Raw genomic sequence first — 13420 nt, forward strand, 5'->3', positions numbered from 1 at the left:
GAGCGGGCGCGGGCACTGGGCGGCGAGCTGGACGCGGGCCCGCGGCCGGAGGGCGGATTCGCCGTGCGTGCTCGGCTGCCGTACGGGATCACAGGAGAGCCGATGAAGCGGAGCGAGCGATGATCAGGGTCCTGCTGGCGGATGACCAGCGGCTTGTGCGGGCCGGGTTCCGGTCGATCCTGGAGGACGAGGACGACATCGAGGTGGTGGGGGAGGCGGGGACGGGGAGACCGCGGTCTCGGCCTGCCGCGAACTCCGGCCGGACGTGGTCCTGATGGACATCCGGATGCCGGGGACGGACGGCCTGGAAGCCTCCCGGGCGATCGCCGGGGATGACCGACTGGCATCGGTGAAGGTGGTCATCCTGACGACCTTCGATCTGGACGACTACGTGTACGGGGCGCTGCGCGCCGGGGCGACGGGCTTCTTGGTGAAGGACACGGAGCCGGAGGAACTGCTGCAGGCGGTGCGGGTCGCCGCCCGGGGCGATGCCCTGATCAGCCCGTCGGTCACACGGCGGCTCATCGCCGAGTTCGCGGGCCGGGTGCAGGGCCCGCGGCCTGACCCTCGGCTCGATGCCCTCACCGGCCGGGAGCGCGAGGTCATGCGGCTGGTGGCCGGTGGGCTCACGAACGACGAGATCGCGGCGCGGCTGGTGCTGTCACCGTCGACGGCGAAGACGCATGTCAGCCGCATCATGTCGAAGCTGGGGGCACGGGACAGGTCGCAAGTGGTGGTGCTGGCCTACGAGTCCGGAATGGTCAGCCCGGGCTGGCTGGCGCCATAGGCAGACCGGCCGACAGGGCGGGCGGCTGCACCGGCGGACCGTCGGCCGTCGGCCCCGGCAACCCATGGGGTACGAGGCAGCGGCAGCGTACATCCGCTGGGGTACGCGTGATGTCGGCTGGAGACTGACGACCCCGACCCTGCCTCGCGTGCACGCTCAAGGGCATGAACGCACCCCCCTTCCACGGACGGGCCACGACCGCACTCGTCGGCGCGCTCGTCGGAGCCGCCGCCGGAATTCTGCTGGTCACAGCCGGGGCCCTGGCCGTGAGGGTCGGCGGCTTGCTTGCCGTCCTGGGGATCGGCGTGCCCACGCTGTGCGGCGCCGTGGTGGGCGCGTTTCTCACGCCAGGCAACTTCCGCTCGAATCCGAGGTAGTCACCCATGTCTCCCACCCGCGGCACAGCCGCGTCCATCGCCCCGCCCTCACCCACAACGCATCCGCCGCGCGGCGGCCGGTTCGGCGCCCTGGCCGACTGGGCACAGCGTCACCGCTGGGCCGCACTGCTGCTCTGGGTGGCCGTCCTGGCCGCCGTCACGCTGGGTTCGGGGGCCGCGGGCTCCGCGTACAAGAACGACTTCTCCCTGCCGGGCACCGACTCCCAGGCTGCCACCGACCTGTTCAAGGAACACGGCTCCGCCCAGGCCGGCGACAGCGTCGAGATCGTACTGAAGGACGGCCAGGGCATCGATGGCCGCAAGGCCGCCGTCGAGAAGATGCTGGCCGAGGTGAAGGGGCTGGCCGGCGTCGCCGACGTACGCAGCCCGTACACCGAAGCCTCCGCCGTGTCCGAGGACGGCACGATCGGCTACGCCACCGTGACCCTCGACGACAAGGCCGAGGCAGTGCCCAAGGAGGACGTCACCGCGATCATCGACACCGCCAAGGATGTCGAGGCGGACGGGCTCCAGGTCGAGCTCGGCGGTGATGCGGTGCGCGGCGCCGAGGACAAGGGAAGCCCGACCGCGGAACTCGCCGGCATCCTGGCCGCCGTGATCATCCTCGGGCTGCTCTTCGGCTCTGTCGTGGCGGCCGCCGTACCGCTGATCACCGCCCTTTTCGCGGTCGGCGCCGCCGTCGGCCTGATCGTTCTCGCCTCGCACGTCTTCACCATCGCCGACTTCACGCCGCCCATCACGATGCTCGTCGGACTTGGCGTCGGAGTCGACTACGCCCTGTTGATCTTCTACCGCTTCCGGCACGAACTCACCGACGGCGTCGAACCGGCCGAAGCCGGCCGCAAGGCCCTGGACGCCGCCGGTCGTACGGTCTTCTTCGCCGGCTGCACCGTGATCATCGCCCTGCTGGGCCTGGTCGCACTCGGCCTCGGCTCGCTGCAGGGAGTGGCCCTCGCCCTGGCACTGACCGTGCTCACCACCATGGCGGCGTCGCTGGTTCTGCTGCCCGCACTCCTGGCGCTCTTCGGCAAACGCATCCAGCGCCACGTGCTGAAGCACGCGGCCAGGTCCACGGCCAAGGGCAGGGTCGAAGGCCGCCGCTGGCGGGCCCTCGCCGCAGCCGTGCAGCGCCGTCCTCTCCCCGCACTGCTCGTCGCCGTCCTCGCCCTGCTGGCCCTGTCCGCACCGGCACTGGGCATGCGACTCGGTTTCGCCGACGCGGGCAACGACCCGAGGACCACGACCTCCAGGCAGGCGTACGACCTGCTCGCCGAGGGCTTCGGCCCGGGCTTCAACGGTCCGCTGATCGTCCTGGTGCAGGGCAACGAGGCCGCGGGCCAGGGCGTCCGGTCCGAGCTGGCCAAGGCCGGGGGCGTGGCCACGGCCAGCCCCGCGATGCCCTCCGAGGACGGAGCCCTGTCCACCGTGTTCGTCTACCCGAAGTCGGCGCCGCAGGACGAGGGAACCACCGATCTCGTGCATCACCTGCGCGATGACGTGGCCCCGCGGCTGGAGCGCGACACCGGCGCCGAGATCCTGGTCGGCGGTTCCGTCGCCGCCTCCCAGGATTTCGCGGACACGGTCGCGCAGCGGCTGCCGCTGTTCGTAGCCGTCGTCGTCGGGATGTCGTCGCTGCTGCTGATGCTGGTCTTCCGATCGGTGTGGATCCCCGTCAAGGCAGCGCTGCTGAACCTCCTCTCGATCTCCGCCGCGCTCGGCGCCATGACCCTGGTGTTCCAGTACGGCTGGTTCGGGGTGCAGCAGGGGCCGATCGAAGCCTTCCTCCCCGTGCTGATCTTCGCCATCGTGTTCGGACTGTCCATGGACTACGAGGTGTTCCTGGTCTCACGGATCCACGAGGAGTGGGAGCGCACGAAGGACCACTCCCTCGCGGTGCGGGAAGGACTGGCCACCACCGGCAAGGTGATCACGGCGGCCGGAGCCATCATGATCGTGGTGTTCGGCGCCTTCATGCTGAGTCCCGACCGGATGCTCCAACAGTTCGGGCTGGGCCTCGCCGTGGCGATCCTGGTGGACGCGTTGGTCATTCGTTGCCTGATCGTCCCCGCCGTCATGCAACTGCTGGGCAGGCGGGCCTGGTGGCTGCCCGCCCCGCTCGCCCGGCGACTGCCCAAGGTGGCGCTCGAACGACCCGCGGACAGCTGACGACCACCCCCCTGCTGGGCTCGGGCGGTGACCGCGGGCAACCCCTGCCCTGCAGGCTGTTGCTGCCCCGCGGTCAGCCGCCGTGAGTGTGCACGCGATGTGTGTGGGGACCCTGCCCGGCAGGGTCCCCACACACATCGGATCAGAAGGGTGTCACCGCCACGAACGAGCTGTCCTGGCGGAACAGGTCCGTGCCGTTCGACGGGTCGACGCGGAGTTGGTAGTTGTAGTGGCGCAGGTAGTAGCCGGGGTAGTTGTACGACTCCAGGCGTACGGAGGTGCCGGTGCGGGCGATGAAGGTGGCGTCCCTGGCGAAGGTCGACGAGCCGTCGTTGGCGTCGAAGCGGCCCCGGAAGTCCCAGTGCCGCAGGTAGTTGCCGGCCGCGTTGCGGAACGAGTAGCCGTTCGAGTCGGCGAGGCCCGCCACGATCGTGAAGGTGGACGCCTGCTTCTCCGCGGTCATGCTGGAACTGGTCAGCACGGGGAGGTTGAGCAGGGCGGACTGTTCCTGCCAGTGGCGGGTGGTGAAGTTGCCCGACTGGAGGTAGCGGGTGACGCCCGTCGGCAGGGTCACGCCACTGGACACCGTCTCCTTGAGCACCGTGAAGTGGCGTGCCGTCCCCGAAATGCCCGGCAGTGCCTTCGGCGCGCTCCAGGTGGCGAAGGTGTCGTAGCTGTCGCTGTAGTAGTAACTGCCGTCGCCGTATCCGTCGAAGAAGATCCGCCACGCGCCGTTGTCGAGCTGTATCAGCGCGGCCCCCTCCCGAGTGCCGCCCCAGCCGGCCCAGTTCCCCGTCCTGCTGATCGTGTACGGGCCGGCGAGCGCGGTGCTGGTGGCGTACTCGATGTACTTGGACGTCTCGTTCTTCGTGAAGGCGTGGTAGGTCGAGCCGATCTTCACGATGAACGTGTCGATGTGGTTGGCGCCGATGCCGGACAGTGCCACCGGTGAAGTCCAGCCGGTGAGCGCGGAGTTGGTGGCCTTGAGCAGATACGGGGTGAAGATCCACTCGTTGCTGGTCACCGAGCAGGACACGATGATGTTGACGCTGCCGTCGCTGTCGACGAACCACTCGGGCGCCCAGGCGCGCGACAGGTTCGCGATCGGCACGGTGTAGTCGTACAGGAAGGTCCAGTTGCTGCGGTCCGAGCTGCGGGCGAAGCCGATGGTGGTGCTGGTGTCCTGCCAGGTGTGCGTGGTGTAGGTGATGTAGTAGTAGCCGTCGGTGTGCTTGAACACGCTGGCGTCGCGGATGCGGCCCGCGGGCGGCGTGTACGCGGAAGCCTTGAGGAGCCGGAAGTCCGTCGCGTCGTCGGACTGGTAGACGTTCACCGTGCCGTCGTTGCTGTTGAGGAACGGCACGATGGTGTAGCGCGTGGCCGATCCGCGGGGCGGCGCGGCCGCGAAGGCCGTGCCGAGCAGACCGGGCAGCCCGCCCACGACGAGCGCCGAGACCGGCAGCGCGGCCATCGCCCGCAACAGGCTCCGGCGGGAGGGCGCGAAGGGGCGGGAAGCGCCGGTCGCGTCGGCGGAGGTGACGGGTCTGCAGGGGTTCTCTGGCGTGATCATGTGCGGCTCTCCTCGTTCGGACTGCGCTGGTGCTGCTGGTTGTGCCAGTCCCGTGGGCCCCGGGGTCGTCCGTCCCGGGGCCCACGGGGTGGTTCAGAAGCGGGCTCCGACGGCCGCGCCGTTCTTCGGGACGAGCAGGTCCCGGGCGGGCGGCAGGGAGCCGTCGGACGAACGCGGTCCTGTGATGGCGTCCGTGTTCGTGCTCACGACCGACGAGTCGTCCCAAGTTCCGTCCAGATTCCAGGAGTTGCCCGTGGACGTGGTGCCGGAGCCGAGTGCCGCGGCCCGTGCGTCCGCGACGGACAGGTTGGCGGTGAGGACCGCCTTTCCGCCCGAGCCGTCGGCGTCGAAGCCCGTGCCCGCGTTGCGGAACGTGGTGGTGCGGCTGAGGGCGAGCGCGCCCGGATTGCCGTTGTCGGTGACTCCGTGCGCCGCGTTCCGGTACGCGAGCGAGTTGCGCAGGGTGTGGGCCACCGCCGGTGCCGGGCTCCCGCCGCCCAGCTTGAAGCCGTTGCCGTCGCCCGCGAAGTCCGGGAAGTTCCACCGGTTGAAGCCGTTGCCGTACGCGATCGTGTTCTCGACGACGATCGGTGAGGTGAACTTCCAGGCGTCGTAACCGTCGTCGACGTTGTTCCACAGCCGTGCGCCCCGCACGACGTTGCCGCTCCCGCTGCCCTCCTTGATGGCCAGCCCGTCCGCGCTCTCGCCGTTCTTGCGCGGGTCACGGTTGCCGTAACTGTCCAGGTTCAGGATCTGGTTGCCCGCGGAGGCGCCCTGGAGCTGGAAGCCGGACTCGTAGTTGTCGTGCGTGGTGAGGCGGGAGAACACGTTGTTGTTGCAGCCGTCGCAGTAGAAGCCGTACGGGCCGTTGACGATCTCCAGACCGGAGACCTTCCAGAAGGAGGCCTCCTGGTGGACGGCCCCGCGCTCGGCCCGCGGGATGCTGCCGCCGACCGGTGTGTGGCTGGCCGGCAGCTGTTCGCCGTCGATGACGACGCGCTCGCCCTGGTAGGAGCCGAGGGAGATCGGCTGCGACGCCGTGCCCGAGGTGGTGATCGTGACGTTGTCGGTCAGGGCGTAAGTGCCGCCCCGTACAAGGACGGTGTCGCCCGCCTTCGCCCTGTCGACGGCTTTCTGGATGGTCCGCAGCGGTTGGTCGAGGGTGCCGGCGGCCGAGTCGTTCCCGTTGACGGCCACGACGATGGTCGACGCCGCGGCTGCCGGGGTCGGTAGCACCATCGTCGCCAACACGGCACTCAACGCTGTCCCGGTGAGCATGCCCGCGATGCGCACGAGGCCTCCTTGTCTGCCGATCCGAAGGTTGTCGCGGGTCAGTGGTCGCACACACCGGGTTGGTTGCCGGGGTGTGCGCACCCGCCACGAACGGATCGATATACCGAACATAGTTCGGTAAACCGGTCAGAACGTAGAGTGCGGTCGTGACCACGTCAATAACTTCGACATGCTCGGCCACTTCTGGCTCCGCGGTCCGGTGCGCAGGCGGGTTTGGCGTGGCGATGCCCGGCTACCCGAACCGCGTGTCACTGACAGAGCAACAGGAACTCGTTCGTTTCCTCGAGGACCGGTTCGCCTGTGCGCAGGCCTGTACCGAGTGCGCACGGATCTGCGCCCTGCGCGCGAGCCTCGCCGAACTCGACGGCCCCGACGACCAGCAGCAGTTGAGGCGCAAGGGCATCCTCTGCGCCGAGGTCTGCGACGCGACCTGCCGCGCCCTGGCCGAGCAGACCACGCAGGCCGAGGCCGCGATGCGCGCCCAGGTGGAGTGGTGTCGTGCCGTCTGCCTGGAGACCGCCCAGGTCTTCGACGGCAGCCCCGGCGCCGAGAAGGGCGCCGAGGCCTGCCGCGACTGCGCACGCGCCTGCACGGAGTTCCTCGCCGTGCTGAGGTGAGGTTCCCTTTGTAACGCCGTTCAGCCGGGCGCCCGCCGTCGCCTCACTCCCCGAGCGCCCGCCCGACCCGTACGTTCCAGCGCCCGGCCCGCCCGCTGAACTCCGTCACGACCAACGGCGGCACGTCGACACGCCAGAACGCCGACTCCGGGGCCCCGAGCGCCCGCACCACCCCGGCCCGTACGATCTCCGGCTCGACGACGGCGATGATCCGCACGGAGCCTGCTCCTGAACCCTCGGTCGAGCCAGACCCTGAAGCCCCGGAACTCGGATCCGCCGCCGTCTCCAGCCACTTCGCGACGCGCTCGCACAGCCCGGCCACCGACTCGCCGCCGTGCGGGGCGGACGACGGGTCCGCCAGCCAGCGCCCCACGGCCTCCGGCTCGTCGGCGCTCACCTCGGCGAGCGTCGCCCCGCGCCAGCGGCCCACGTCCAGGCCGGACAGCTCCGGCGGCTCGGTGAAGGCGAGGGCGTCGAGCCCGAGGGCCGCCGCCGTCTCCCGGCAGCGGACGGTGGGCGAGACCAGGACCTGGTCGGCGGCCGACAGCGAGCCCGTGGCAGCCTCGGCGAGCCGCAGCCCGGCCGGGTCCAGGGGGCATCCGTCGTCGAAACGCGCCTCCCGCAACGCCGCGCTCATCGCTGGTGAGATCAACATCACTCGGCTGGTCATCGGCCCGCCCTCGCGTTCCACACGTGCTCAACACCCCTGTCCGTACCGGGAATTGGGGGCGTGACCAGGGCGCCGGCGCGCCCCCGGCATTCCGTGCGCCCTTGGCTGCGCCTCCACTTCGCGGTACCTTCTCGTCGATATTGACGACGGTACGACGGAAGCCGGTGAGAATCCGGCACGGTCGCGCCACTGTAAGCCCCGCACAACCGCCTCCCACCAGGGGAGGCGCAGGTCGAGCAAGTCAGACCCGTGGCCGTCGTCCTGTGCACCACCGAGATGGGACGCGAGTTCCCCCAGGAGGTCCTGCCATGGCGCAGTCCGCCGTCGCTCAGCCGACCGTAACCACCCCCGACGTACCCGCAAAGCTGCCGATCGGCGCGATCGCTCCCTGGGCGGTCTTCCTCGGCATCCTGATGCTGGTGCTGCTCTACTTCGTCGGCGCCGAACAGGGCGCCACCTCCCTGGTCTCAGGCGAAGGCGTGCACGAGTGGGTGCACGACGCCCGCCACCTGCTCGGCTTCCCCTGCCACTGACGGCGACACAGAACCGACAGGACAACTCAATGAACTCCGTCACCGTCAGAAATCTCCTGGTGCGTGGCATGCTCGCGGGTCTTGCCGCGGGCGTGCTCGCCCTGGTCGTCGCCTACTTCCTGGGTGAACCTCGTGTGGACGATGCCATCGCGTTCGAGGAGGCCCACGCCCCCGGGCACGGCGGCGATGAACTCGTCTCCCGTGCGATGCAGTCCACCGGTGGTCTGTCCACCGGCGTCCTCGTCTACGGGGTCGCGTTCGGCGGCATCGCCGCTCTCGCGTACTGCTTCGCGCTCGGCAGGATCGGCCGCTTCGGGCCGCGCGCCAGCGCGCTGCTGCTCGCGGGCGCCGGTCTGGTCGCGGTCTACCTGGTGCCGTTCCTCAAGTACCCGGCGAACCCGCCCGCCGTCAGCGACCCCGAGACCCTCAACCAGCGCACCGCGCTGTTCCTCCTGATGATCGTGCTCAGCGTGCTGCTGGCCGTCGCCGCGGTGATCCTCGGCAAACGCCTCGCACCGCGCCTGGGCAACTGGAACGCCACGCTCGCGGCAGGCGGGTTCTTCGTCCTGGCCGTCGGCCTGGCGTACGCGTTCCTGCCGTCCTTCCACGAGGCGCCGGAAGGCTTCCCGGCGATCCTGCTGTGGCAGTACCGACTGGCGACCCTGGCCATCCAGGTGACCCTGTGGACCGCGTACGGCCTGGTCTTCGGGCTGCTCGCGGAGCGCGTGCTGGCTCCCAAGCCGGCCCGGGCCGAGGATGACAAAGCGGCCGAAGGGCGGGCAACTCCCGTCGCGCACTGACCCGTTCAGGCGCTGACCCGTTCGCATACTGACCGGTCACACGCTGACCGGTTGCACACCGAAGGGCCCCTGGAGCACATTCCCGGGGCCCTTCGTATGAGTGCGCAGGCGTGCGTCCGTCAGGTGCGTACGTCACCGGCATTCCCAATTTCTGGAACACGTTCTACGGTGTGCGCCGTCAGGTCCGGGTGGCCGAACGAGCGGGCCAGTGGGAGCCAGGAGGCGCCGTGCATCTCGAATACACGCCGGAGCAGCAGCGGTTGCGCACCGAACTGCGCGCCTACTTCACCGAGTTGGTCCCCGTCGACGTGTACGCCCGCTACGGCGACCCGGCGGCGCAGAAGCGCTTCTACCGAGAGACCATCCGCCGGCTCGGTTCCGACGGCTGGCTCGGCGTGGGCTGGCCGAAGGAGTACGGCGGGCGCGGTCTGTCCCCGATGGAACAGTTCATCTTCTTCGACGAGGCAGCCCAGGCCGGCGTACCGCTGCCGCTGATGGCGCTCAACACGGTCGGGCCGACGATCATGCAGTTCGGCACCGACGAGCAGAAGGGGTACTTCCTGCCGAAGATCCTGTCCGGCGAGCTCGACTTCGCGATCGGCTACAGCGAACCCGACGCGGGTACGGACCTGGCCGCCCTGAAGACCAAGGCGGTCAGGGAGGGCGACGAGGACACCGGCCACTACACGGTCAACGGCCAGAAGATCTGGACGACCAACGGCGACACCGCCGACTGGGTGTGGCTCGCCGTCCGCACCGACCCCGACGACCCGCCGCACAAGGGCATCACCATGCTCCTCGTGCCGACCTCCGACCCCGGCTACTCCTGCACGATCATCAACACGCTCGCCTCGCACGACACCACCGCGAGCTACTACGAGAACATCCGCGTCCCCGCGTCCCGCCGGGTCGGCCAGGAGAACAAGGGCTGGCGGCTGATCACCAACCAGCTCAACCACGAGCGGGTCACCCTCGCCGCACACGGCACCATGGCCATCCGCGCGCTGCACGACGTACAGCGCTGGGCCATGGAGACCAAGCTCGCCGACGGCCGCCGCGTCGTCGACCTCCCCTGGGTGCGCCGCCGCCTCGCCCAGACCCACACGAAGCTCGACGCGATGAAACTCCTCAACTGGCAGATGGTGAACGCCGTCCAGGAGGGCACGCTCACCCCACAGGACGCCTCCGCGGTCAAGGTGTACGGCTCCGAGGCCCGCCGGGACGCCTACGCCTGGCTCATGGAGGTCGTCGCCGTCGCCGGTGTCCTCAAGGAGGGCTCAGCGGGCGCCGTACTCCACGGCGAACTGGAACGCGGCTACCGCTCGGCCGTGATCTTCACCTTCGGTGGCGGCAACAACGAGATCCAGCGCGAGATCATCTCGTGGATCGGTCTGGGGATGCCGAGGGTGCGGCGCTAGCGCGCGGTGTCGGCAGGCTGGGCCGTTGCCCGAGTTCAGCCCGAGGCCGCCGTGCTGATCACACCGGCGGAGCACCTTCCGGCCCGGGTTCGTCGACGTCGACACCGGCGTCAGGATCGGAGCCGGCTTCGGGTACGGACGGCAGGCTGACGATCGCCTGGAGTCCGCCGGTGGGGCTGAGCCCCAAGTGGAGCGTCCCGTGGTGGAGTTGGGCCTGCTGCTCCACGAGGGCGAGACCGGAGCCGGGGGCGTGGGTGCGTGACCCGCGCGTGAAACGCCCCTTCATGGCCTGGCGTTGGTCGGGCGGGATGCCGGGGCCGTCGTCGCCGACGGTGATCCGGACCGTGGTGCCGTGGTGGGAGGGCCGGATGTCGACGTTTCCGTCGGTACGGCCGATCAGCACATCCGGATCACCGTGACGCCACTGCCCGGCCGTGACCAGCCGTCGCACCACCTGGCGGACCTGCACCGCCGTGACCTGCGCAACGTCATCATCCGGCCCCAGCCGGACCGCGTCCAGGACCTGCGTCCACGAGGTGCGGCCGGGCGCCAACGCGGCCACGAACGAGTACGGCCACCCCGGAATCAGCTGATCCTTGTTGCGGCCACGGCCGTACACGTGGCAGAACAACCGGTCCGGGCTCGTCGCCGCGTCCGGGCTATCCACGCGCTGTTATCCACCGCCAGCATCAACCTGCCGTCAACAGCACGAGGAAGGGTGAGCCCGGCCGGCGCGGTCCGCAACAGCTGCACGTCGATCCGACCCTGATTGACCTCGTCGTACATCGCACCGTGCCCGCACCGGTGTTCCGGCGCCAAACTCAACCCCACCAACGATTTCACCGGCCCGTCAGTACACAACAGCGCATCCGTCAACTCGAACAACGCATCCGCCCGAGCGGTCGGACAGCGGTGCAACTCCCGCCGGAAACCCGCCAGTTCCCCGGCCGCGTCCACCGGACACACGTCATGCACACTGTTCAACGAGACAGCCCTTGGTATTGATGCTCTTCCCTCGACAAGAAGATCATCGACCAAGAGCTGTTTCCATGGCCAGCCAGGGGTCACCACCGACCACCATGGGTTACCGACAAGCAAAGAGCGCGGTCCCCAGCGACGCGCTAATCCTGGCCTCAGGTTGATCGGGGACAATGAGCGGCAAAAGCATCGACTGGAAGGGGGCGGGCCGGCGTGCGGATCATGATCGCGGATGATGAAGTGGCCATCCGTGAGTCGCTGGAGCGGGTGCTCCAGGTCGAGGGTTACGACACCAGCACCGTCGCCAACGGTCTCGCCGTGCTCGACGGGTTCGGTGGGGCCGGCGGTGACACGCTGGATCTGCTGATCCTCGACGTGATGATGCCCCGCCTCGGCGGGTTGGAGACCTGCCGGCGGTTGCGGGCCGCGGGTCGGGATCTGCCGGTGCTGATGCTGACCGCCCGTGACCAGGTCTCCGACCGGGTCGCGGGGCTGGACGCGGGCGCCGACGACTACCTGCCCAAGCCGTTCGCCACCGAGGAGTTGCTGGCCCGGGTGCGGGCCCTGCTACGCCGGCGCACGCCGACCGACGGGGAGTCGCAGATCCTGTCGTTCGCCGACGTCCGGCTCGATCCCGACAGGTTCGAGGCGTGGCGGGGCGGGCGGCCGCTGCGCCTGACCCGGACCGAGTTCTCCCTCCTGCAGGTCCTCGTGCGCAACGCGACCCGGGTCTTGACCCGCGACGCGCTGTTCGAGGCGATCTGGGGCTTCGACATGAGCGCCACCGCCAACAACCTCCAGGTGTACGTGAGCTACCTGCGCCGCAAGATGGAGGCCGAGGGTGAGCCGCGATTGATCTACACGCTGCGCGGCCTGGGATACACGTTGCGGGAGACTCCTCCGTGAGCAGGCCCGCCGGCCGGGAACCGCGCCGGCTGACCCGATGGTGGCGTCGGCGGTCCCTGCGGACCAGGCTGACGGTGATCGCGGCGACGGCCATCGCGGTCAGCGTGTTCGTGGCCTTCCAGGTGGCCAGCGAGCTACTGGACTGGGAGCTGCGGGACAGCGCCGAGAATCAGCTACGCGCCGACTCCCGCGTCCTGGCGGCGAACGCGGAGCGCGCCGGTCTGGCGCAGGTCCAGCTACCGCCTTATCCCGGATCCGGTCGGCTCGTGCGGGTCATCCTGCCCGACGGCTCTACCCGGACGCCGGCCGGCCAACCCGCGCTGCCCCCCGTCAGCGAGCACGCCGGGCGCGTGGCGCAGGGCGCGTCGGCCGACCTGATGGAGTCGAACGACAGCGACGAGGAGGGCTACCTCGTCTACACGCTGCGGGCGGGCGACGGCGCGGTCCAGGTGGCCCGCGTCGCCGACGACAGCCCGATCAACCAGTTCGGGTTCGGCATGCTGCTGATCGGGCTGCTCTGCGTGGTCGGCGGCGCCCTTGTCGGGCGGACCGTGGCGCGGACCGGGCTGGCACCGATCGACCGGCTGACCGCCGCCGCGGTACGTGTCGCGCACACCCGGGATCTCGACGCCGACATCCCGGATGAGGGCGGTGGGGAGATCCGGCGGCTGATCCAGTCGATCAACGACATGCTCGCCGCGCTCCGGGACTCCCGGCAGGCCCAGCGGCTGCTCGCCGAGGACGCCGCCCACGAGCTCAAAACCCCGCTCACCAGCCTGCGCCTCAACGTCGAGCTGCTGATCCGGCTCGATCGGCGCGGCACCCTGGACAGCGCACTGCCGGCGGAGAGCCGGACCCGGCTGCTCAACGATCTCGGCGCCCAGGTGGCCGAGTTGAGCACCCTTGCCGCCGAGCTGACCGACCTGGCGCGCGGTGACGTCAGCGACGAGAACACCGAGCTGCTCGACCTCACCGACGTGGTGGTGGCCGCCGCGACCCGGGCGCGTTCCCGCGTGCCCGACATCGAGGTCGCGCTCGACGTGACCTCCGTGTGGGTGAGCGGGCGTCCCGCTGCGCTCCAGCGGGCGGTGCTCAACCTCATCGACAACGCCGGCAAGTGGTCCCCCGCGGACCAGCCGGTCCAGGTCCGGCCCCGTGCCGAGGGCGCGTCGGCGGTGCTCGAGGTCGACGACGCCGGGCCGGGCATCGACGCCGCCGACGTACCGCGGGTGTTCGACCGGTTCTACCGTGCCGACAGCGCCCGGGCGTTGCCGGGATCCGGTC

11 protein-coding genes, 3 pseudogenes and 1 riboswitch are annotated in these 13420 nt (G+C 69.9%); of the genes and pseudogenes, 10 read left to right on the forward strand and 4 right to left on the reverse strand.

Translation table 11 applies throughout. The annotated features are described in order from the left end of the window. From O3Q52_RS34870 to O3Q52_RS34885, 4 genes and pseudogenes are all read left to right on the forward strand, one after another. A pseudogene (locus tag O3Q52_RS34870) lies at nucleotides 1-123 on the forward strand (sensor histidine kinase); the annotation flags it as partial. Next, nucleotides 120-787: pseudogene (locus tag O3Q52_RS34875) on the forward strand (response regulator). The pseudogenes O3Q52_RS34870 and O3Q52_RS34875, both read left to right, overlap by 4 nt. 164 nt (nucleotides 788-951) lie before the next feature. Then, the gene (locus O3Q52_RS34880) at nucleotides 952-1164 is read left to right on the forward strand and encodes a hypothetical protein (RefSeq protein WP_269652644.1); all 213 of its coding nucleotides are present in this window, start codon (nucleotides 952-954) and stop codon (nucleotides 1162-1164) included. Nucleotides 1165-1170: 6 nt separating this feature from the next. Next, complete coding sequence (locus tag O3Q52_RS34885) at nucleotides 1171-3351, forward strand: MMPL family transporter (protein WP_269652645.1); 2181 nt, start codon at nucleotides 1171-1173, stop codon at nucleotides 3349-3351. A 142-nt stretch (nucleotides 3352-3493) separates the two neighbouring features. Here the strand turns inward: O3Q52_RS34885 and O3Q52_RS34890 are convergent, their stop codons facing one another. Together O3Q52_RS34890 and O3Q52_RS34895 are read right to left on the reverse strand one after the other, a co-directional pair. Continuing rightward, nucleotides 3494-4822, reverse strand: a complete 1329-nt coding sequence (locus O3Q52_RS34890; RefSeq protein ID WP_269652650.1) for a glycoside hydrolase family 43 protein — start codon at nucleotides 4820-4822, stop codon at nucleotides 3494-3496. 192 nt (nucleotides 4823-5014) lie between these two features. Then, a complete protein-coding gene (locus tag O3Q52_RS34895; RefSeq protein ID WP_269652651.1) occupies nucleotides 5015-6199 on the reverse strand; it encodes a right-handed parallel beta-helix repeat-containing protein in 1185 nt (394 codons plus the stop codon). A 239-nt stretch (nucleotides 6200-6438) separates the two neighbouring features. On the opposite strand from O3Q52_RS34895, the gene O3Q52_RS34900 reads away from it, so the two are divergent. Next, a complete protein-coding gene (locus tag O3Q52_RS34900; RefSeq protein ID WP_269652652.1) occupies nucleotides 6439-6831 on the forward strand; it encodes a four-helix bundle copper-binding protein in 393 nt (130 codons plus the stop codon). Between the two features lie 43 nt (nucleotides 6832-6874). On the opposite strand, the gene O3Q52_RS34905 is transcribed toward O3Q52_RS34900, so the two are convergent. After that, entirely contained in the window at nucleotides 6875-7501 is a 627-nt protein-coding gene (locus tag O3Q52_RS34905; protein WP_269652646.1) for a histidine phosphatase family protein, read from the reverse strand. A 130-nt stretch (nucleotides 7502-7631) separates the two neighbouring features. Then, nucleotides 7632-7774: riboswitch (cobalamin riboswitch) on the forward strand. 35 nt (nucleotides 7775-7809) lie between these two features. On the opposite strand from O3Q52_RS34905, the gene O3Q52_RS34910 reads away from it, so the two are divergent. The 3 genes from O3Q52_RS34910 (at nucleotide 7810) to O3Q52_RS34920 (ending at nucleotide 10252) form a co-directional block, all read left to right on the forward strand. Beyond that, nucleotides 7810-8034, forward strand: coding sequence for a CbtB-domain containing protein (locus O3Q52_RS34910; RefSeq protein WP_055611616.1), 225 nt, complete (start codon nucleotides 7810-7812; stop codon nucleotides 8032-8034). A gap of 29 nt (nucleotides 8035-8063) precedes the next feature. Next, on the forward strand, nucleotides 8064-8834 hold the full coding sequence (locus O3Q52_RS34915; protein WP_269652647.1) for a CbtA family protein: 771 nt from the start codon (nucleotides 8064-8066) through the stop codon (nucleotides 8832-8834). Between the two features lie 227 nt (nucleotides 8835-9061). Next, complete coding sequence (locus O3Q52_RS34920; RefSeq protein WP_269652653.1) at nucleotides 9062-10252, forward strand: acyl-CoA dehydrogenase family protein; 1191 nt, start codon at nucleotides 9062-9064, stop codon at nucleotides 10250-10252. Nucleotides 10253-10310: 58 nt separating this feature from the next. Here O3Q52_RS34920 and O3Q52_RS34925 read toward each other — a convergent pair. Further along, a pseudogene (locus O3Q52_RS34925) lies at nucleotides 10311-11227 on the reverse strand (transposase). A 216-nt stretch (nucleotides 11228-11443) separates the two neighbouring features. Here O3Q52_RS34925 and O3Q52_RS34930 point away from each other — a divergent pair. Both O3Q52_RS34930 and O3Q52_RS34935 read left to right on the forward strand, forming a co-directional pair. Next, nucleotides 11444-12136 (forward strand): response regulator transcription factor, encoded by a 693-nt coding sequence (locus O3Q52_RS34930; protein WP_269652648.1) that lies wholly within the window; start codon nucleotides 11444-11446, stop codon nucleotides 12134-12136. Beyond that, the coding region (locus O3Q52_RS34935) for a HAMP domain-containing sensor histidine kinase (protein WP_269652649.1) at nucleotides 12133-13420 on the forward strand (1288 nt) is incomplete at its 3' end. The genes O3Q52_RS34930 and O3Q52_RS34935, both read left to right, overlap by 4 nt.

The organism is Streptomyces sp. ActVer (assembly GCF_027270795.1).
Lineage (GTDB): Bacteria > Actinomycetota > Actinomycetes > Streptomycetales > Streptomycetaceae > Streptomyces > Streptomyces umbrinus_A.